Raw genomic sequence first — 19520 nt, 5'->3', positions numbered from 1 at the left:
GGGGGCCCTTCCCCACACCTCAGTCGATGCGCAGGCGGTAGCCGCGCTTCACCACGGTCTGCACCACCCGGGGGGCCTTCAGGCCGGCGCGCAGCCGCGCCACGGCCATCTCCACCGCGTGCTCGTCCGCGCCGCGCGGCAACGTCCGCAACAGGGCCGTGCGGGACAGCACGCGGCCCGGCGCGGCCGCCAGCGCCCGCAGCACCGCCATCGGGGCGGGGGCCAGCGGGCGCAGCTCGCCGTCGATCACGGCCGCGTGCCCGCGCAGGGTGAGCAGGTGGCCGGCGACCTTCAGGGTGACCGTACGGCGGGGCAGCTCGTCCACGATCGTGCGGACCAGGGCACCCAACCGCGCCCGGTTCGGCGCGCTGACCGGCACCCCCCGCCGCAGCAGGGGCTCCGCGGTCACCGCGCCCACGCAACTCGCCAGCACGTCGCCGCGGAAGGCGTCGAGCACCGCGTCGGTGCGGTCCCCGGCGGCCCGCAGCAGCGCCTCGGCGGCCGGCGCGGAGGTGAACGTCACCGCGTCGACCAGCCGACCGGCGACCAGGTCGATCAGCCGGTGCAGGGGCGCCGGGTCGGTCGGCGGGGCCCACCGGTACACCGGCACCTCGATCACGGTCGCCCCGGCGGCCTCCAGCGCCATCGTGCACTCGGGCTGCCGCTCGCCGTGCAGCTGCATGGCGATGACCTGCCCGGCGACCCCGCGCCGACGCAGGTGCTCGACCACCTCGTCGCAGCTCTCGGAGGCGGGGGACCACTGGTCGTGCAGGCCGGCGGCGCGGATCGCGCCGCGCGCCTTCGGGCCGCGCGCCACCACGTACGCCTCGGTCAGCACCGAGCGCAGCGGCTCGGCCAGCCCCCAGCCCTCGGCGGCCTCCAGCCAGCCGCGCATCCCGATGCCGGTGTTGGCCATCAGGATGTCCGGCGGCCGGTCCAGGCAGGCCCGGGTCGCCTCGCGCAGCTCGGTGTCGTCGGCGAGCGGGACGATCCGCAGGGCGGGAGCGAGCACCACCCGGGCGCCCCGCCGCTGGAGCAGCGCCGCGAGCTCGTCCCGGCGCCGGTCGGCGGTCACCCCGATGGTGAAGCCGGCCAGTTCGTCGCGCATCCACCTCTCCTCTCCCGGCCGCCGCTGAGCCGCACCTCGACCAGACCGCCCCGGCAGCGCGCCTGGTGCCGCCGGACGGCGACCCCCGGCAGGTCCAGGCAGTGCCCGGTACGCAGGTCGTACACCTGCTTGTGCAGCGGCGAGGCGACCGTCGGCACCCCGCCGCGGCTGCCGACGATCCCGCGCGAGAGCACGTACGCCCCGGTGACCGGGTCCCGGTTGTCGATGACGAACAGCCTCCCGGCGGTGCGGAACAGCGCGACCTGCACGCCGTCGACCAGCGCCGCCACGCCCCGGTCCGGGTCCAGGCGGTCCAGCGGACAGATGACGGTCCAGCCCGGCCGGGTCGCGGTGCCCGCCCGTCCGACCCCCGTGGTCGCGGTGCTCATCGGCGTACCTCCGGCATCCCCAGCGCCACCGGCTGCCGTCCGTCGGCCGGGCGTGCGGGGACCGGCTGGCCGCGCTCCGACGTGAACCGGATGGACGGGTCGGGCACGTCGGGCGCGTTGACGAACGAGGCGAACCGGCGCAGCCGGACCGGGTCGTCGAGCACGTCGCGCCACTCGTCCGAGTACGACGCCACGTGCCGGGCCATCGCCTCGTCCAGCTCCGCGCAGAGCCCGAGCGAGTCGTCGACGATGACCGCACGGAGGTGGTCCAGGCCGCCGTCCAGCGCCTCGATCCAGGCGGCGGTGCGTTGCAGCCGGTCCGCGGTGCGGATGTAGTACATGAGGAACCGGTCGATCAGCCGGATCAGTTCCTCGGTGGGCAGGTCGGCGGCGAACAGGTCGGCGTGCCGGGGCCGGAAGCCGCCGTTGCCGCCGACGTAGAGGTTCCAGCCGGTCTCGGTGGCGATGACGCCGAAGTCCTTGCCGCGGGCCTCGGCGCACTCCCGGGCACAGCCGGACACCGCCGACTTGATCTTGTGTGGGGCGCGGAGCCCCCGGTAGCGCAGTTCCAGCGCGACGGCCAGCCCGACCGAGTCCTGCACGCCGTACCGGCACCAGGTCGATCCGACGCACGACTTCACCGTGCGCAGCGCCTTGCCGTACGCGTGGCCGGACTCGAAGCCGGCGTCGACCAGCCGGCGCCAGATCTGCGGTAGCTGCTCGACCCGCGCGCCGAACAGGTCGATCCGCTGCCCACCGGTGATCTTGGTGTAGAGCCGGAAGTCCCGGGCCACCTCGCCGATCACGATCAGCTTCTCCGGGGTGATCTCGCCGCCCGGTATCCGGGGCACCACCGAATAGCTCCCGTCGCGTTGCAGGTTGGCCAGGAAGTGGTCGTTGGTGTCCTGCAGCGACGCCTGCTCGCCGTCGAGGATGTGCCCGGTGCCGAGGGAGGCCAGGATCGAGGCCACCGCGGGCTTGCAGATGTCGCAGCCCCGCCCCCGGCCGTGCTCGTTGATCAACCGGGAGAAGGTACGGATGCCGTGCACCCGGACGATGTCGAACAACTCCTGGCGGCTCGCGTCGAAGTGCTCGCAGAGCGCCCTGGACTGCCGCACCCCGGCCGCGTCGAGCAGTTGCTTGAGCATCGGCACGCAGGAACCGCAGCTGGTGCCGGCCCGGGTGCACGCCTTGAGCGCCGGCACGTCGCAGGCGCCGCCCCCGATCGCGGCGTCGATGTCGTCGCGGGTGACCGCGTTGCACGAGCAGACCTGGGCGCCGCCGGGCAGCGTGGCCGCCCCGCCGCCCGGCCCGGCCGGGGCGAGCAGCGCCAGCGGCGGGGCGGGCAGCGGCCCGCCGACGCTGGCGCGCAGGGTCGGGTACGCGCTCGCGTCGCCGACCAGCACGCCGCCGAGCAGCGTGCGCGCGTCGTCGGAGAGGACCAGCTTCGCGTACACCCGGGTGGCCGGGTCGGTGAACGTCACGTCGAGGCAGCCCTCGGTGGCGCCGTGCGCGTCGCCGAACGAGGCCACGTCGACGCCGAGCAGCTTCAGCTTCGTCGCGGTGTCCGCCCCCGGGAAGGTCGCCGCGCCGCCGACCAGCCGGTCGGCCACCACCTCGGCCATCGCGTACCCGGGTGCGACCAGGCCGTGGCAGGTGCCGTCGACCGCCGCGCACTCGCCGACCGCCCAGATCCGCTCGTCGGCGCTCCGGCAGGTGCCGTCGACCAGCACCCCGCCGCGCGGGCCGAGCGGCAGGCCGGCGGCCCGGGCCAGCTCGTCGCGGGACCGGATGCCGGCCGCGACGACGACGAGCTCGGCCGCCACCCGGCTGCCGTCGGTCAGGTCCAGCGCGGCCACCGAGCCGTCCGGGCCGGGCCGCACGGCGCTGGTGGCCGCACCGAGGTGGCAGGTCACGCCCAGGTCCTCGACGTACCGGCGGAGCAACGCGCCGCCGGCCGTGTCCACCTGCACCGGCATCAGCCGTGGCGCGAACTCCACCACGCTGGTGGCGAGCCCGAGCAGCCGCAGCGCGTTCGCCGCCTCCAACCCGAGCAGGCCACCGCCGATCACCGCCCCGGTACGCCGGCCCCGCGCGTGCTCGCGGATCGCCGCCAGGTCGTCGAGGGTGCGGTAGACGAAGACCCCGGGCAGGTCCGTGCCCTCGACCGGCGGGACGAAGGCGGACGAGCCGGTGGCCAGCACCAGGGCGTCGTACGCGTACTCGCCGGCCGCGGTCGACACCACGCGCCTTGCCCGGTCGATCGCGGCGACCGGCTCGCCGAGGCGCAGCTCGACGCCGTCGTCGGGGGTGTGCAGGTTGAGTTCGTCCTCGGTCGCGCCGGCGAGGAAGGCGGAGAGCCGCACCCGGTCGTACGCCGGCCGGGTCTCCTCGCCGAGCACGGTCACCCGCCAGCGGCCGTCCGGGTCCCGGGCGCGCAGCGCGTCCACGAACCGCTGCCCGACCATGCCGTTGCCGACGACCACCAGCCGCCCGCCGTTCATCGCCCCACCTCCACCGAGTCCACACCGGACAGCCACTCGACGATCCCGGCGACCGCGTCCCGGCAGCCGCCGCAGCCCGTACCGGCCCGGGTCGCCGCCACCACCGCGTCGACCGTCCGGGCGCCGGCGCGCCAGCAGCCCACCAGCGCCCCCTTGCTGACGTTGTTGCACTGGCAGACGGTCGCCGCGTCCGGCATCAGCGCCGGCGTCGCGACCGGTTCGGCCGGTGCCGCGCCGAACGCGCGGCCGAGCAGCAGCGACCGCCGGTCCGCGGGGACCGGCTGCCCCCGGTCGAACAGCTGGATGACCGTCCCGACGGCCGGGTTGTCGCCGAGCAGGATCGCCGCGGTCAGCCGCTCGTCCCGGATGCGCAGCCGGGCGTACGTGCCCCGGGCCGCGTCGGTGAAGACCAGCTCCTCGCCGGGCCCGTCGCCGCCGGGGTCGCCCATCGCGGCCAGGTCGATGCCGGCGGCCTTGAGCCGGGTCACCACCGGTCTCGGCCGGTACCGGGTCAGCGGGTCCTCGCCGCTGAGCACCTGGGCCAGCACCCGCGCCTGGGCCCAGGCCGGGGCGACCAGGCCGGTCAGCGTGCCGTCGTGCTGGGCGCAGTCGCCGATCGCCGAAACCCGTCGGTCGCCGGTCCGCAGCCGGTCGTCGACGAGGACGCCGCGCTCGACCGCCAGGCCGGCGGCCGCCGCGAGCGTGGTCTCGGGGCGCACGCCGCAGGAGAGCACGAGCAGGTCGGCGTCGAGCGACCGGCCGTCGGCCAGGTCGAGGCGGACGCCGTGCGCGTCGACGGCCACCCCGGTGGCGGAGACCGCCAGGTGGGTGGTCACGCCGAGGCCGGCGAGCGTCCGCGCGAGCACGGCGGCGCCCGGCGCGTCGAGCTGACGTTCCATCAGGTACGGCACCGGGTGCACCACGGCCACGTCGAGTCCCCGGGCGGCGAGCCCCCGGGCGGCCTCCAGGCCGAGTAGCCCACCGCCGAGCACGAGGACGCGGCGGGCCCGCTCGGCGACGGTGAGGATCCGGCGGCAGTCGTCCAGGGTTCGGAACGGCACCACCCGCTCCGGCAGCTCGGTGCCGTCCAGCCCGGGCAGCGGCGGCACGACGGCGCGGCTGCCGGTGGCGAGCACCAGGTGGTCGTACCGGATTCGGTCGCCGTCGTCGGTGCGGACCACGCGCTCGGCCCGGTCGATCGCCGTCGCGGCCACCCCGGTCCGCAGGTCGACGCCCTGGCCGGCGACCTCGGCGAGCTCCACGTCCGGCTCGCCGACCTTCCCGGCCAGCAGGGCGGAGAGCATGATCCGGTTGTACGCCCGGTGCGGCTCGGCCCCGAGCACGGTGACCTTCCGGTCCCCGCCCCGCGCGTGCAGCTCACTGGCGAGCCGGGCGCCGGCCATCCCGTTGCCGACGATCACGATCCGCTCGGTCACGGCCGCCCCACCTTCTCCACGCGTACCGCGCAGATCTTGAATTCCGGCATTCCCGAGACCGGGTCGACGGCGTCGTTGGTGACCGAGTTGGCGCGGGCGGCGCCGCCCCAGTGGAACGGCGCGAAGACGGTGTCCGGGCGGATGGCCGGGCTGAGCCGGGCCGGCGCGACCAGCTCGCCCCGGCGGGAGACCACCCGGACCGGCTCGCCGTCGGCCACCCCGAGCCGCCGGGCCAGGTCGGGGTGCAGCTCGACGAAGGCCTCCGGGGCGGCCCGGCGCAGCGCCGGCACCCGCCGGGTCTGGGTACCGGACTGGTACTGGGCGAGCACCCGGCCGGTGGTGAAGTGCAGCGGGTACGCGGCGCACACCTCCTCGGCGGCGGGCCGGTGCTCGACGGCGTGGAACCGGGCCCGCCCGTCCGGCGTGGGGAAGCGCTCGGCGAACAGGCGGGGCGTGTCCGGCCCGTCGGGATCCGGGCAGGGCCAGTACGCGCCGTCGTACGCGTCGATCCGCTCCCAGGTGATCCCGGCGTAGTCGGCGGTCCCGCCGGCCGACGCGCGCCGCAGCTCCTCGAACACCAGCCGCGGCTCGGATGAGAGGAAGGGGCCCTTCTCAACGCCGGGTGACCGTGCCGGGTCCCTTCCTGACACCGGGGACAGGCGGGCCGTCAGGTCGGCGAGGATCGCCAAATCGGTGCGGACGCCGGGTGGCGGCTCGCGCAGCGCGCGGCGGCGCAGCACCCGGCCCTCCAGATTCGTCATCGTCCCGTCCTCCTCGGCCCACTGCGCGGTCGGCAGCACCACGTCGGCGAGCGCGGCCGTCTCGGAGAGCAGGAAGTCGGCGACCACCAGCAGGTCGAGGTCGCGCAGCCGGCCCTCGACCCGGGCCGCCCGGGGCGCGGACACCACCGGGTTGGAGCCGAAGACCAGCAGCGCGCGCGGCCCGTCCGGGGTGCCGAGCGAGTCGAGCAGCCGGTACGCGGGAACCCCGGGCCCGGGCAGGTCCCGGACCGGCACCCCCCACACCCCGGCCACGTGCGCCCGGGCGGCGGGATCGTCGATCCGCCGGTAACCGGGGAGCTGGTCGGCCTTCTGCCCGTGCTCCCGCCCGCCCTGCCCGTTGCCCTGGCCGGTCAGGCAGCCGTACCCGGAACCGGGGCGACCGGGCAGGCCGAGGGCGAGCGCCAGGTTCACGTACGCGGTGACCGTGTCCACGCCCTTGGCGTGCTGCTCGGCGCCGCGAGCGGTGAGGATGACCGCCCGCCCGGCGGTGCCCAGCGCCCGGGCCGTCGCCTCCAGGTCGGCCACCGGCACTCCGGAGAGCGCCTCGGCGCGGGCCGGCCACCAGGCGGCCACGGCCCGGCGGACGTCCTCGAAGCCGGTGGTGCGGGCGGCGACGTAGGCCCGGTCGACGAGGCCCTCGGTCAGCGCGATGTGCAGCAGCGCGTTCGCCACCGCCAGATCCGTGCCCGGCAGCGGTTGCAGGTGCAGGTCGGCCTGGCGGGCGGTGGCGGTGACCCGGGGGTCGACCACGATCAGCTTGCCGCCCCGCCGGCGCTGCTCGGTGAGCCAGCGCACCAGCGGGGGCATCGTCTCGGCCGGGTTCGCCCCGACCAGCAGCAGGGTGTCCGCGTCGGCCAGGTCGGCCAGGGGGAAGGGCAGACCCCGGTCGACGCCGAAGGCGCGGATCCCGGCCGCCGCGGCGGACGACATGCAGAACCGTCCGTTGTAGTCGATGTGCCGGGTCCGCAGCACCGCCCGGGCGAACTTGCCCAGCGCGTACGCCTTCTCGTTGGTGAGGCCCCCACCGCCGAAGACGGCGACCGCGTCCCGGCCGGATCCGGACTGGACGGCGCGGATCCGCTCGACGACAAGCTCCAGCGCGGCATCCCAGCCGGCCGGGCGCAGCTCGCCGCTGACCGTGTCGCGCAGCAGGGGAGTAGTGAGCCGCTCGGGGTGGTCGAGCAACTCGGCGGCGGTCCAGCCCTTCTGGCACAGGCCGCCGCGGTTGGTGGGGAACTGTCGCGGGTGCACGGCCACCCGGCCGTCCTCCTCGCGCAGCGTCATCCCGCACTGCAGCGCGCAGTACGGGCAGTGCGTCGCCGCTTCCCGGGGCGGCGGCCCCGGTGCCGTGGCGGGTCGCGCACCGTCTGTCATGTCCGAGAAGCGTGCCGCCAGGCGGTTTCCGGTCCGGGTCCCGTTTGTTTCGGCCCTGTCAAGAGCGACTCACACCGCACCGGCGCAGCGCACCGGTGCGGTACGACGAGTCGCGCTGCCGGCTGCTGCTTCGCGGGACGCGGCGTCCCGCGGTGTCGTCACGCCGCGATACCGCGGGATGCGGCATCCGGCCGAGCGGTCCGGTCTGACCGGTTTGCCGGCCGGCGCCACGAGGGATGACTAACGGTCATACCAACGGGTAATCTGGCCGGCATGACTGCCAAGGTGACCCTGTCGTTCTCCGACGAGACGATCGAGGAGGCCCGGCGGTTCGCCAAGCGCGAGGGGCTCTCCCTGTCCGCCTGGATGGACCAGGCCGCCCGGGAGAAGGCCCTGCGCGAGGTCTTCTCCGCGCACGCCGACGCAGTCCGCCGGGCCGGCCTCGACCTGGAGTCCGCCGCCCTCGCCGACGCCCGCGAGGTGGGCATGGTCGACGACCTGCTCTTCGGCGGTCGCCCGCGTGCTGCGTAGGGGCGAGGTCTGGCGCATCTCCGGCGCCCGCGAGCGGTTGGGGCTGGTCATCAGCTCCGACGTCTACAACTCCACCGCGGTGCCCATCGTGATCGTCGCGGAGGTGGTCGAGGCGGCGCTGCTGCGCGACTCGCCCCTCGCGGTGCCGATGGGCGAGCGGGTGGTGATGCCCGACCGGCTCTCCTCCCCGATGAAGAAGTGGTTCACCGAGTGCGTGGACGTCGCCGACACGGAGACCATGCAGCGGGTGAGCCGGGCGCTCCGGATCCTTCAGCAACTCTGAGCGGCCGGTCCTCACCGGCCGGTCGCCGGCCCGGTGCGGTCACCGTTGCCGGCCCGAATTCGGCGGCGAACGCTCCGGTAACGGCGGCTGCCTAGCTTTCGGCCGGGATCGCGCGAAGCCGGCCGGGCCGGTGGGTCGTGCGACCACGACATCGCCCGGCCGAAGGAGCGCCCGATGACCACGACGACCGCGCCGCCAAGCACCACGGACGGCATCGACCTGCAACGCCGGCCCGGCCGGTGGATCGGGCACTGGGCCCCGGAGGACACCGACTTCTGGCGGGCCGTCGGCCGCCGGATCGCCCGGCGCAACCTGATCTGGTCGATCTTCGCCGAGCACATCGGCTTCTCGGTGTGGCTGCTCTGGAGCATCGTCGTCGTCCGGCTGGACGACGTGGGTTGGCAGTTGACCACCAGTCAGGCGCTGTGGTTGACCGCCGTGCCCAGCGGCGTCGGCGCGCTGCTGCGGCTGCCGTACACCTTCGCCGTCCCGCTCTTCGGCGGGCGGAACTGGACGGTCGTCTCCGCCCTGCTGCTGATCGTCCCGTGCGCGGGGCTGGCCTGGGCGGTGCAGCACCCCGAGCTCGGGTTCGGGCCGCTGCTGCTGATCGCCGCCACGGCCGGCGTCGGTGGCGGCAACTTCGCCTCCAGCATGGCCAACATCTCGTTCTTCTACCCGGAGCGGGAGAAGGGCTGGGCGCTGGGCCTGAACGCGGCCGGCGGCAACATCGGCGTCGCCGTGGTGCAGTTCCTGGTGCCGCAGGTGATCGTGCTCGGGGGCGGCCTCGCGCTGGCCCGCGCCGGCCTGATGTACATCCCGCTCGCCGTGATCGCGGCGGTCTGCGCCTACCTGTTCATGGACAACCTGGTCGAGGCGAAGGCCGACGTACGGCCGGTCTGGTCCGCGTTGCGGCACCCGGACACCTGGGTCATGTCGTTCCTGTACATCGGCACCTTCGGTTCGTTCATCGGCTACTCGGCGGCCTTCCCGACGCTGCTGGGCGGGGTGTTCGGCCGGCCCGACATCGCGCTGTCCTGGGCGTTCCTGGGCGCCGCGGTCGGCTCGGTCTGCCGGCCGTTCGGCGGCCGCCTCGCCGACGCGATCGGTGGAGCCCGGGTCACGGCGGCCAGCTTCGTGCTGATGGCCGGCGGGGCGTACCTGGCCCTGTGGTCGGTGCAGGAGCGCCGCCTCGGTGTCTTCTTCCTGGCGTTCATGCTGCTGTTCGTCGCGACCGGCATCGGCAACGGCTCGACCTACCGGATGATCTCCCGGATCTTCCAGGTGAAGGGGGAGGACCTCGGTGGCTCACCGGAGATCATGCTGGCGATGCGCCGGCAGGCGGCCGGAGCGCTGGGCATCATCTCCGCGGTCGGCGCGCTCGGCGGCTTCCTGGTCCCGATCTGCTATGCCTGGGCGAAGTCGACCTACGGCGGCATCCAGCCCGCCCTGCGGTTCTACGTCGGGTTCTTCCTGGTGATGATCGTGGTGACCTGGGCCGCGTACCTGCGATCGGGAGCGCGGATGGCCCGGGCCCGGGTGTGAGCCGGGTCACCCCGCGGGGTCCGGCGCGCTGACCGGACCCCGTTTTGACCGGCCGCCGCCGCGTTGGGTATCGTTACCTGCTGTTGTGCGACATCTAGAGGCGTGCCGCCTGAGGTACGCTTGGTCGTTCGTGCGCGTTGGTTCGGCCTGGAAGTCATGGTCGTCCGGCGCGCGACCCCAGACCGACGACGAGACAAGGTAGACCTGTGCGTACGTACAGCCCGAAGCCGGGTGAGATCGAGCGTCAGTGGCACGTCATCGACGCCTCTGATGTCGTGCTGGGCCGCCTGGCCACCCACGCCGCCACGCTGCTGCGCGGCAAGCACAAGCCGACTTTCGCGCCGCACGTCGACACGGGCGACTTCGTCGTCATCGTGAACGCGGGCAAGGTCGCGCTGACCGGCAACAAGCGGCAGCAGAAGATCGCCTACCGCCACTCCGGCTACCCGGGTGGTCTGAAGCAGGTCGGGTACGACGAGCTGCTGACCAAGCGTCCCGAGCGGGCCGTCGAGCTGGCCGTCAAGGGAATGCTCCCGCACAACAAGCTCGGCCGTAAGCTCATCAAGAAGCTGAAGGTCTACGCCGGTGCCGAGCACCCGCACGGCGCGCAGCAGCCGGTGCCGTTCGAGATCAAGCAGATCGCGCAGTGAGCGCGGGCGAAGGAATCAGCATGACCGACATCACCGCCACCGAGGTCGCCCCCGAGGCCACCGAGGCGCCGGCGCCCGTCGCCCGCGCGCCCCGTGGTGACCGGCCGATCCAGACCGTGGGCCGCCGCAAGGAGGCCATCGTCCGGGTCCGCATCGTCCCGGGCTCCGGCAAGATCACCTGCAACGGCCGGGACCTCGAGGCCTACTTCCCGAGCAAGGTGCACCAGCAGCTCATCAAGGACCCGCTGGTCACCGCCGAGAAGCCGGAGGCCTTCGACGTCATCGCGAACCTGCGCGGCGGCGGCACCACCGGGCAGGCCGGCGCGCTCCGGCTCGCCATCGCCCGTGCGCTCATCGTCAGCGAGCCGGACGACCGCCCGGCGCTGAAGAAGGCCGGCTTCCTCACCCGCGACGCGCGGGTCAAGGAGAGCAAGAAGTACGGCCTCAAGAAGGCCCGCAAGGCTCCCCAGTACTCGAAGCGCTGACCCTCAGCTGCACGTTGTACATCTGACGGACGGCCGGACCGCCTCCCCACGACGGGAGGAGGTCCGGCCGTTCCGCTCTTCACCATCGGCAGTTCCATCGGAGGTTGGCGGGTATGGGCCGGTTGTTCGGCACGGACGGCGTACGCGGGCGGGCGAACGCGGATCTCACCCCCGAGTTGGCGCTCGCGGTGGCGGTCGCCGCCGCGCACACCCTCGCCGAGTCGGACCGGAGCCATCCCCCGCTCGCCGTCGTCGGCCGGGACACCCGGGCCAGCGGCGAGATGCTGGAGGCCGCCGTGGTGGCCGGGCTCACCAGCGCCGGGGCGAACGTGGTCCGGGTCGGCGTGCTGCCGACCCCGGCGGTGGCGTTCCTCACCGCGGAGGCGAAGGCCGACCTGGGCGTGATGCTCTCCGCGTCGCACAACCCGATGCCGGACAACGGCATCAAGCTCTTCGCCGCCGGCGGGCACAAGCTGCCGGACGAGATCGAGATGAAGATCGAGGCGGCCGTCGAGGCGAACGCCACAAGCGCCTGGAAACGCCCGGTCGGCGCGGGCGTGGGCCGGGTCCACGACCTGCTCGACGGGGCGGACCACTACGTGCAGCACCTGGTCGGCACGGTCCCGCACCGGCTCGACGGGATCAAGGTCGTGGTCGACTGCGCCAACGGTGCGGCCGCCGAGGTGGCGCCAGCGGCGTACCGGGAGGCCGGCGCCGAGGTGATCGCGATCCACGCCGAGCCGGACGGGCTCAACATAAACGACGAGTGCGGCTCGAACCACATCGAGGCGCTGCGCCAGGCGGTCGTCGAGCACGGTGCGCACCTCGGGATCGCCCACGACGGGGACGCCGACCGGTGCGTGGCGGTCACCGCCGCCGGTGACGAGGTCGACGGCGACCAGGTGATGGCGATCCTCGCGCTGGCCATGCGGGAGGCCGGCACCCTCACCGGCGACACCCTGGTCGCCACGGTGATGAGCAACCTCGGCCTGCGCCTGGCCATGTCCCGGGAGGGCATCCGGCTGGTCGAGACCAAGGTCGGCGACCGGTACGTGCTGGAGGAGCTGCGCGCCTCCGGCCTGGCGCTCGGCGGCGAGCAGAGCGGGCACATCGTGATGCCCGCGTACGCGACCACCGGCGACGGCGTGCTGACCGGCCTGCACCTGATGTCCCGGATGGCGGCGACCGGGAAGCCCCTGGCCGAGCTGGCCGGCGTGGTCACCCGGCTGCCCCAGGTCCTGATCAACGTGCCGGTCGGCGACCGTACGGTCGGCGCCGCGGCACCCGCGGTGCGGGCGGAGGTCGAGCGGGCCGAGGCCGAGCTGGGCGAGACCGGCCGGGTGCTGCTGCGCCCCTCGGGCACCGAGCCGCTGGTGCGGGTCATGGTCGAGGCCGCCACGGAGCCGACCGCCCGGTCGGTGGCCGAGCGGATCGCCGAGCAGGTACGCACCGCCAGCCCGGTCGCCTGATCTGTCACCCCCGGAACGTCTGTCACCCTGCCCGGAGGCGGCGCAGGAAGCGGTCGGCCAGGTCGATGATCTGGTCGGTGTCCAGCTCCAGCGCCGGGCCGGCGACCGTCACCTCCGCCAGCGCCAGCCCGGGGGTCTCCGTGTCCCGCCAGTTGCTTACGAACCAGGCCTTCTCCTCCTCGGCCAGGGCCAGTGCGGCGTCGTTGAGTGCCGCGGCCGGGTAGGGCAGCCAGAGCCGGAACTCGTGGGTGTGCGGCGGGGCGGGAAAGACCCGGGCGCCGGGCAGGGCGGCCAGCGTCTCGGCGACCAGCCGCGCGTGGGCGACGTAGCCCGGCAGGCGCGGCAGTTCGTGGTCGAGGCCGTGCAGCGCGGCCAGCGCCGCCGGCCAGTGCTGGAACAGGTTGCCGCCGTAGCGGTGCCGCCAGGCGCGGGCGTACCGGGCCAGCTCCGCGTCGCCGGCCAGCACCGCCCCCGAGGTGCCGCCGAGGGACTTGTAGAGCGAGACGTAGACGCTGTCGACCAGGCCGGTGACCGCCGGGGCGGGCCGACCCAGGTGCGCCGTCGACTCCCACAGGCGGGCCCCGTCGACGTGCACCCGGGCGCCCCGATCCCGCGCGGCGGCGACGACCGCCGTCAGCTCCGCCCAGGTGGGCAGGACGAACCCGGCGTCGCGCAGCGGCAGCTCCAGCAGCAGCGTGCCGAACGGCTCGGCGAGGTCGGTGACCTCTGCGGCGGTGGGGCACCGGGTGCCGTCCGGGGTGCGGGTGGCGCGCAGGCCGGTGAGCACGGCGTACGCGTCCCGCTCGTGGACGAGCGGGTGGCTGAGCGGGTGCAGGGCGACCACGTCACGGCCGGTCAGCTCCGCGCCGTAGCGGAGGGCGACCTGCTGGGCCATGGTGCCGGTGGGGAACAGGACGGCGGCCTCGCAGCCGAGCAGGTCGCCGACCCGGTGCTCGACGATCTCGGTCACACCGCCCTCGCCGTACACGTCGGGCAGCCCGTCGCCGGGCAGCGCGCCCCGCATCGCCGCCAGCCGCTCACCCATCGTCGGGGGGCGCGTGCCGGACAGGACCACGTCGCAGGCCCGCATGGCGGAGAGCCGGCGGGCCCGGTCGTCGGTTGTCCCGGTCACCGCACCGCTCCCAGGGCGCGCAGCCGGGTTACCGCCTCGGTCAGCACCTCCGGGCGCTTGCAGAAGGCGAACCGGACCAGCCGGCGCCCGGCCTCCGGGTCGTCGTAGAAGACCTGGGTCGGCACCGCCACCACCCCGCAGCGTCCCGGCAGCGACCGGCAGAACTCCACCCCGTCCCGGCCGCCGAGCGGGGTGACGTCGGCGGTGACGAAGTACGTGCCCTCCGGCGCGAGCACCTCGAACCCGGCGTCGGCGAGGCCGGCGACGAGCTGGTCGCGGCGGGCCTGCAGCCCGTCCCGGAACCCGGTGAAGTATCCGTCCGGCAGACCCAGGGCGACCGCGACCGCCGGTTGCAGCGGCGCGGCGTTGACGAACGTCAGGAACTGCTTGACCCGCAGCACCGCGGAGACGAGTGGCGCCGGCCCGCTCACCCAGCCGACCTTCCAGCCGGTGCAGGAGAACGTCTTGCCGGCGGAGGAGATCCGGAGCGTCCGGTCCCGCAACCCGGCCAGCGTCGCGAGCGGTACGTGCCCGGCCGCGGCGTCGGTGAACACCAGGTGCTCGTACACCTCGTCGGTGACCGCGTACGCGTCGTGCTCCTGGCAGAGCTCGGCGACCAGGGCCAGCTCGTCCGGGGTGAACACCTTGCCGGTCGGGTTGTGCGGGGAGTTCAGCAGCACCAGCCGGGTACGTGGTCCGAACGCCGCGCGCAGCGCGTCCGGATCGAACGCGTACCGGCCGTCGGCGTCGGGTCGCAGCGTGACCGGCCGGCGGACCGCGCCGGCCAGCGTGATCGAGGCGGCGTACGAGTCGTAGTACGGCTCGAAGCAGACCACCTCGTCGCCCGGCTCGCAGAGGCCGAGGATCGCCGCCGCGATCGCCTCGGTGGCGCCGGCGGTCACCACGATCTCGCCGTCCGGGTCGTACTCCAGGCCCCAGAACCGGCGCTGGTGTGCCGCGACGGCGGCGCGTAGCGCGGGGATGCCCGGGCCCGGCGGGTACTGGTTCTGCCCGCCGCGCAGCGCCTCGGCCGCGGCGGCCAGCATCTCCGGCGGGCCGTCGGTGTCCGGGAAGCCCTGACCCAGGTTGACGGCCCCGGTGCGGACGGCGAGGGCGGACATCTCGGCGAAGATCGTCGTCCCGAACGGGCGCATCCGGGCCACCAGGGGATCGACGTGGGCGGTCGTCACGTCCGCCAGCGTACGGACTGTCCGTGCCGGTTCAACCGGGCACGGGATCCGACGGCGGTTCGTCACTCACCGTCACCGCCCGTTCCCTTCGCGCAAAGTTGCTGATCGTTTACCGGGCTTCCGAGCACGCGCAATGAGCGGAACTGGGTTAGGCTGCCACCCATGTGTGGAATCGTGGGTTACGCCGGCACGCGCCCGGCGCTCGGCATCGTTCTCGACGGGCTACGGCGGCTGGAGTACCGCGGCTACGACTCGGCCGGTGTCGCCATCGTCTGCGACGACGAGCTGCTGACCGAGAAGAAGGCCGGCAAGCTGGCGAACCTGGAGAAGGTGCTCTCCGAGCGCGCCGCCGAGGACCCGGAGTCCTGCGCCGCGAGCCCGATCGGCATCGGCGACGGCACCACCGGCATCGGCCACACCCGGTGGGCCACCCACGGCGGTCCCACCGACCGCAACGCCCACCCCCACCTCTCGCCCGACGGGCGGGTCGCCGTGATCCACAACGGCATCATCGAGAACTTCGCGAAGCTGCGCGCCGAGCTGGAGGCCGACGGCGTCCAGTTCACCAGCGACACCGACACCGAGTGCGCCGCGCACCTGCTCGCCGCCGCCCTGGCCGACCTGCGCGCCGCCGGCCACCCGGACGGCCCGCAGCTGCTCGCCGCCGGCATGCGCGTCGTCTGCCAGCAACTGGAGGGCGCGTTCACCCTGCTCGCCGTCGACGCCGGCATCCCCGGCGCGGTCGTCGGCGCCCGGCGCAACTCGCCGCTGGTCGTCGGTCGGGGTGACGGGGAGAACTACCTCGCCAGCGACGTCGCCGCGTTCATCGAGCACACCCGCGAGGCGGTGGAGCTGGGCCAGGACCAGATCGTCCTGATCACCGGCGACACGATCGAGATCACCGACTTCGCCGGGCAGCCCGCCAGCGGCAAGGACTTCCACATCGACTGGGACTCCTCCGCCGCCGAGAAGGGCGGCTACGACTGGTTCATGCTCAAGGAGATCGAGGAGCAGCCGCAGGCCGTCGCCGACACGCTGCTCGGCCGGCTCGCCGAGTCGGGCGAGATCATGCTCGACGAGGTCCGCCTCTCCGACCAGGACCTGCGCGACGTCGACAAGATCTTCATCGTCGCCTGCGGCACCGCGTACCACTCCGGTCTGGTCGCCAAGTACGCCATCGAGCACTGGACCCGGATCCCCTGCGAGGTGGAGCTGGCCAGCGAGTTCCGCTACCGCGACCCGGTGCTCGACCGGTCGACGCTCATCGTGGTGATCTCCCAGTCCGGCGAGACGATGGACACCCTGATGGCGCTGCGGCACGCCAAGGAGCAGAAGGCCCGGGTGCTGGCCATCTGCAACACCAACGGCTCCACCATTCCCCGCGAGTCGGACGCCGTCCTCTACACCCACGGCGGGCCCGAGATCGCCGTCGCCTCCACCAAGGCCTTCCTCACCCAGCTCGTCGCCTGCTACCTGATCGGCCTGCACCTCGCCCAGGTGCGGGGCATCAAGTTCGCCGACGAGGTGGCCGCCGTGGTCGAGCAGCTCCACCAAGTGCCGAGCAAGCTGCGGGAGCTGCTGGACCGGATCGAGCCGGTGCGCGAGCTGGCCCGCGAGCTGAAGTCCGAGCCGACGGTGCTCTTCATCGGCCGGCACGTCGGGTACCCGGTGGCGCTGGAGGGCGCGCTGAAGCTCAAGGAGCTGGCGTACATGCACGCCGAGGGCTTCGCGGCCGGCGAGCTGAAGCACGGCCCGATCGCGCTGATCGACCAGGGCACGCCGGTGATCTGCATCGTGCCCTCGCCCGTGGGCCGGGGCATGCTGCACGACAAGGTCGTCTCCAACATCCAGGAGGTCCGCGCGCGTGGCGCCCGGACCATCGTCATCGCGGAGGAGGGGGACGAGGCGGTCGTCCGGTACGCCGACCACCTCATCTACGTCCCGCGTACGCCGACTCTGCTCGCGCCGCTGGTCACCACGGTGCCGCTGCAGATCCTCGCGGCGGAGATCGCCGCCGCCCGGGGCCACGACGTCGACCAGCCCCGCAACCTCGCGAAGTCCGTCACGGTCGAGTGATCCGCGCCGGTGCCCGCCGGACCGCCCCTGGTCCGGCGGGCACCGCCGTCAGCGCCCGAGGACGACCCGCGCCATGCCGTCCACCGCCGGGTTGTCCGGATGCCAGTAGCCGGTGTGGCCGTACCGGCCGCTGGCGAACGTGCGGCCGCCGAACCCCGGGTCGGACGGGTCCCGCCCGAACCACAGCTGCCGGTCCGGCCCGTCCAGCAGCGCCACCGCCGCGCCGAGCGGTGACGCGGCCAGCAGGGGTCGCCGGAGCAGCTCCTCCGGGGACCGGGCCAGCCGGATCACGTCGTCCGGAGCCGTGCTCGCCCACACCCCGCCCGGCGGCAGCCCCAGCTCGCGCGCGTGGTCCACCCCGACCCCCGGCGAGCCGAGGAAGACCAGCGCGTCGGCCGCCAGCCCGTGGTCGCGGGCGGCGGTGCCCACGACCAGTGAGCCGTAGCTGTGGCCGAGCACGGTCCGCCGCGCGTCCGGACCCTCGTGGGTGGCGCCCAGCCCCTCCTGGAACCGGTGCAGCGCCGGCCCCGCGTCGTCCGCCTGCCCCGGCCACGCCGCCTCGTGCAGGAAATCCGGGGCGTCGTAGTCCAGCCAGAGCACCGCCGCGGCCTCGGCCTCCGGTGCGAGAGCGGCGCACCGGGCCAGCACCCGGGCCGCCCGGTCCAGCTCCCCGGAGACGTCGTCCAGGCCGGCGGTCATGCCCGGCACATACGTCAGCACGTGCCCGCTGCGGTCCGGGTTGCCGAGCGCCACCACCGCCCGGCCCTCGCCCTGCGTGGCCAGGCCCAGCAGGTACGCCCGCGGGCCCTCCGGTGCCGCGAGGCGGGCGGCCACCGTGTCCAGCCCGGCGAGCGCCGCGTCGACCCGGCGCAGCCCGACCAGCTCGAGCGGCCCGGGCGGCACCCGCTCGAGCAACCGGCGGCGGGCCCCCGCCAGCTCCTCCCGGCGCCGCCCGAGCAGCAGCCGGTTGGCCTGGTCCCGCGCGGCCACCGGTACCCCGTCGAGGCGGCCGGTCCGCTCCGGCTCGTGCGCCACCAGCCACCGGCGCTGTGCCGCGGTCAGCCCGGCCCACCAGGCCCGGACCGCCGCCGGAGCGGCGTCCGGACCGGGCCGCCCGGGCGGCGGCGGGGCGACCCAGCCCGACCGGGCCGCGCCGGACAGCTCGGCGAGCCGGCCGGCCGCCTCCCGGTCGGCGGTCCGCGCTGCGTCGAGTGCCGCACCGACCGCGGCCGCCACCTCGGCGACCGCCCGCCCGGTGCCGGCCGTGGCCGGGCGGGCCGGGTCGGCATCGACCTGGCCCCGCCGGTCCACCCGCACGCCCGACCGGTCGGCCAGCGCGACCGCCGCGCCGAGCCGCGCCTTGGCGGCGGCCAGCCGCCCACCGAACTCGGCGAGCACCTGGTCCGCCTCGATCAGCCCGGGCCGGCCGGCGATCAGCTCCGAACGCAGGCCGCCGACGCGGGCTCCGGCCGCGCCGGCGGCCCGGCCCGACCAGGCGTCCCGCAGAACGGCGGCTCCCGCCGCCAGCTCCCCGGCCCGCCGGTCGACCAGCGCCGATGCCCCGGACCAGGCCGCACCGGCCGCCCGCCAGGCGCCCGGGTCGGCCGCCCACAGCTCCCGGTACCCGACCCGCGAGCCGGCCGGCGGCCGGCGCGACCCACGGCCGGCCGGCCCGCCCACACCCGGCCGGCCGGGCCCGGCGGGCGGCCGGGTGGGAACCGTCACCGCGGCGCGCCGGTGAGCCGGTCGGCCGCCCGGTCGTCGGCGGCGTCGTAGGCGTCCGCCGCCGCACGGACCGCCGCACCGGTCACCGCCACCCGCGCGCCCAGCTCGCCGAACCAGGTGTGCACCGCCCGCTCCAGGTCGGCCAGGGCCGGCCCGGCCGCCCACTCCGGAGCCGCCACCACCAAATTGGACGTGCCGGCCAGCCCGTGCGCCAACCGGGCTGCGTCGTCGGCGAGCGCGGACGCGCTCCGGCGCAACGCGTCCGGCCGGACGCTGAACATCTCGTCGGTCATCCCCACCCCCGTGGCACCGCGTACCTCGACGGAACGGAACGCTAGGCGGAACCGGGACCGCCCAGGGTGCCCTGTGGACGACCGGCCGCCGTCGTACCGCCGGGTTGTCCACAGCCGTTGCCACGGCCCGCCGCGACGGCTAATGTGCGGTCGCCCGCGCCGGTAGGGTGAGCCCGTGATCGTCGCGGTCGGCATCGACGTGGTCCTGGTGGAACGGTTCGCCCGGGCGCTGACCCGGACGCCGCTGCTCGCCGACCGGCTCTTCACCGAGGCCGAGCGGTACACCCGCTCCGGCAACCCCCGCTCGCCCGAGTCGCTCGCCGCCCGCTTCGCGGCGAAGGAGGCCGTCGCCAAGGCGCTCGGCGCGCCGGCCGGGTTGAGCTGGCACGACTGCGAGATCGTGCCGGATCCGGACGGCCGGCCCTGGCTGACGGTGTCCGGCACGGTCGCCGCGGCCGCGGCCGAGCGGGGGGTCAGTCGCTGGCACCTCTCGCTGTCGCACGACGGCGGGATCGCGTCGGCCATGGTGGTCGCGGAACGCTGATCGGTGC

The 19520-nt window shown here is 74.8% G+C and carries 17 protein-coding genes; 8 read left to right on the top strand and 9 right to left on the bottom strand.

Translation table 11 applies throughout. The features are described from left to right. Positions 1-19 precede the first annotated feature (19 nt). From EV376_RS01645 to EV376_RS01625, 5 genes are read right to left on the bottom strand one after another with little or no spacing between them, the layout of a single operon-like run. Positions 20-1108: a uroporphyrinogen-III synthase gene (locus tag EV376_RS01645; protein ID WP_130320399.1), complete on the bottom strand. Its 1089-nt coding sequence runs from the start codon at positions 1106-1108 to the stop codon at positions 20-22. Next, positions 1072-1497, bottom strand: a complete 426-nt coding sequence (gene nirD / locus EV376_RS01640) for a nitrite reductase small subunit NirD (RefSeq protein ID WP_130320398.1) — start codon at positions 1495-1497, stop codon at positions 1072-1074. The genes EV376_RS01645 and nirD overlap by 37 nt, the downstream gene beginning before the upstream one ends. Then, complete coding sequence (gene nirB, locus EV376_RS01635) at positions 1494-4001, bottom strand: nitrite reductase large subunit NirB (RefSeq protein ID WP_130320397.1); 2508 nt, start codon at positions 3999-4001, stop codon at positions 1494-1496. Before nirB ends, nirD begins: the two co-directional genes overlap by 4 nt. Next, a complete protein-coding gene (locus EV376_RS01630) occupies positions 3998-5437 on the bottom strand; it encodes an FAD-dependent oxidoreductase (protein WP_130320396.1) in 1440 nt (479 codons plus the stop codon). The genes nirB and EV376_RS01630 overlap by 4 nt, the downstream gene beginning before the upstream one ends. Then, positions 5434-7503, bottom strand: coding sequence for a molybdopterin oxidoreductase family protein (locus tag EV376_RS01625; protein WP_486482852.1), 2070 nt, complete (start codon positions 7501-7503; stop codon positions 5434-5436). The genes EV376_RS01630 and EV376_RS01625 overlap by 4 nt, the downstream gene beginning before the upstream one ends. A 363-nt stretch (positions 7504-7866) precedes the next feature. Here EV376_RS01625 and EV376_RS01620 point away from each other — a divergent pair, with 363 nt between their 5' ends. The 6 genes from EV376_RS01620 to glmM all read left to right on the top strand — a co-directional run bounded on the left by EV376_RS01620 (position 7867) and on the right by glmM (position 12553). Continuing rightward, the gene (locus EV376_RS01620) at positions 7867-8124 is read left to right on the top strand and encodes a DUF6364 family protein (protein ID WP_130320394.1); all 258 of its coding nucleotides are present in this window, start codon (positions 7867-7869) and stop codon (positions 8122-8124) included. Further along, positions 8114-8407, top strand: coding sequence for a type II toxin-antitoxin system PemK/MazF family toxin (locus tag EV376_RS01615; RefSeq protein ID WP_130320393.1), 294 nt, complete (start codon positions 8114-8116; stop codon positions 8405-8407). Before EV376_RS01620 ends, EV376_RS01615 begins: the two co-directional genes overlap by 11 nt. Positions 8408-8581: 174 nt before the next feature. Next, entirely contained in the window at positions 8582-9949 is a 1368-nt protein-coding gene (locus EV376_RS01610; protein ID WP_130320392.1) for an MFS transporter, read from the top strand. Between the two features lie 206 nt (positions 9950-10155). Next, entirely contained in the window at positions 10156-10599 is a 444-nt protein-coding gene (rplM, locus tag EV376_RS01605; protein WP_018217015.1) for a 50S ribosomal protein L13, read from the top strand. A gap of 20 nt (positions 10600-10619) precedes the next feature. After that, on the top strand, positions 10620-11084 hold the full coding sequence (rpsI, locus tag EV376_RS01600) for a 30S ribosomal protein S9 (protein ID WP_088991922.1): 465 nt from the start codon (positions 10620-10622) through the stop codon (positions 11082-11084). 113 nt (positions 11085-11197) lie between these two features. Next, the gene (gene glmM, locus EV376_RS01595) at positions 11198-12553 is read left to right on the top strand and encodes a phosphoglucosamine mutase (protein WP_130320391.1); all 1356 of its coding nucleotides are present in this window, start codon (positions 11198-11200) and stop codon (positions 12551-12553) included. A gap of 22 nt (positions 12554-12575) precedes the next feature. Here the strand turns inward: glmM and EV376_RS01590 are convergent, their stop codons facing one another. After that, positions 12576-13685, bottom strand: coding sequence for a threonine aldolase family protein (locus EV376_RS01590; protein WP_486482489.1), 1110 nt, complete (start codon positions 13683-13685; stop codon positions 12576-12578). Further along, positions 13682-14875 (bottom strand): pyridoxal phosphate-dependent aminotransferase, encoded by a 1194-nt coding sequence (locus EV376_RS01585; RefSeq protein ID WP_130320390.1) that lies wholly within the window; start codon positions 14873-14875, stop codon positions 13682-13684. The genes EV376_RS01590 and EV376_RS01585 overlap by 4 nt, the downstream gene beginning before the upstream one ends. Before the next feature lie 162 nt (positions 14876-15037). Here EV376_RS01585 and glmS point away from each other — a divergent pair, with 162 nt between their 5' ends. Continuing rightward, entirely contained in the window at positions 15038-16951 is a 1914-nt protein-coding gene (gene glmS, locus EV376_RS01580) for a glutamine--fructose-6-phosphate transaminase (isomerizing) (RefSeq protein WP_130320389.1), read from the top strand. Between the two features lie 48 nt (positions 16952-16999). Here glmS and EV376_RS01575 read toward each other — a convergent pair whose 3' ends face one another. Then, complete coding sequence (locus EV376_RS01575) at positions 17000-18676, bottom strand: alpha/beta hydrolase family protein (protein WP_486482488.1); 1677 nt, start codon at positions 18674-18676, stop codon at positions 17000-17002. Next, positions 18673-18969 carry a hypothetical protein gene (locus tag EV376_RS01570; RefSeq protein WP_130320388.1) on the bottom strand — a complete coding sequence of 99 codons (297 nt, stop codon included), beginning with the start codon at positions 18967-18969 and terminating at the stop codon, positions 18673-18675. Before EV376_RS01570 ends, EV376_RS01575 begins: the two co-directional genes overlap by 4 nt. A 175-nt stretch (positions 18970-19144) precedes the next feature. Between EV376_RS01570 and EV376_RS01565 the strand changes: the two genes are divergently transcribed. Then, positions 19145-19513 (top strand): holo-ACP synthase, encoded by a 369-nt coding sequence (locus EV376_RS01565; RefSeq protein WP_130320387.1) that lies wholly within the window; start codon positions 19145-19147, stop codon positions 19511-19513. The last annotated feature ends 7 nt before the right edge of the window (positions 19514-19520 follow it).

The sequence above is a fragment of the Micromonospora sp. CNZ295 genome (genome assembly GCF_004217535.1).
Note: the sequence above shows the minus strand (reverse complement) of the source record. Positions and strands in the feature narration are given on the sequence as shown.

Excerpts from the sequence above, each read along its gene's own strand:
- EV376_RS01645 (WP_130320399.1), bottom strand. The coding sequence starts at position 1,108 with ATGCGCGACGAACTGGCCGGCTTCACCATCGGGGTGACCGCCGACCGG.
- glmS (WP_130320389.1), top strand. The coding sequence starts at position 15,038 with ATGTGTGGAATCGTGGGTTACGCCGGCACGCGCCCGGCGCTCGGCATC.
- nirD (WP_130320398.1), bottom strand. The coding sequence starts at position 1,497 with ATGAGCACCGCGACCACGGGGGTCGGACGGGCGGGCACCGCGACCCGG.
- EV376_RS01625 (WP_486482852.1), bottom strand. The coding sequence starts at position 7,503 with ATGACGCTGCGCGAGGAGGACGGCCGGGTGGCCGTGCACCCGCGACAG.
- EV376_RS01620 (WP_130320394.1), top strand. The coding sequence starts at position 7,867 with ATGACTGCCAAGGTGACCCTGTCGTTCTCCGACGAGACGATCGAGGAG.
- EV376_RS01610 (WP_130320392.1), top strand. The coding sequence starts at position 8,582 with ATGACCACGACGACCGCGCCGCCAAGCACCACGGACGGCATCGACCTG.
- glmM (WP_130320391.1), top strand. The coding sequence starts at position 11,198 with ATGGGCCGGTTGTTCGGCACGGACGGCGTACGCGGGCGGGCGAACGCG.
- nirB (WP_130320397.1), bottom strand. The coding sequence starts at position 4,001 with ATGAACGGCGGGCGGCTGGTGGTCGTCGGCAACGGCATGGTCGGGCAG.
- EV376_RS01570 (WP_130320388.1), bottom strand. The coding sequence starts at position 18,969 with ATGACCGACGAGATGTTCAGCGTCCGGCCGGACGCGTTGCGCCGGAGC.
- rpsI (WP_088991922.1), top strand. The coding sequence starts at position 10,620 with ATGACCGACATCACCGCCACCGAGGTCGCCCCCGAGGCCACCGAGGCG.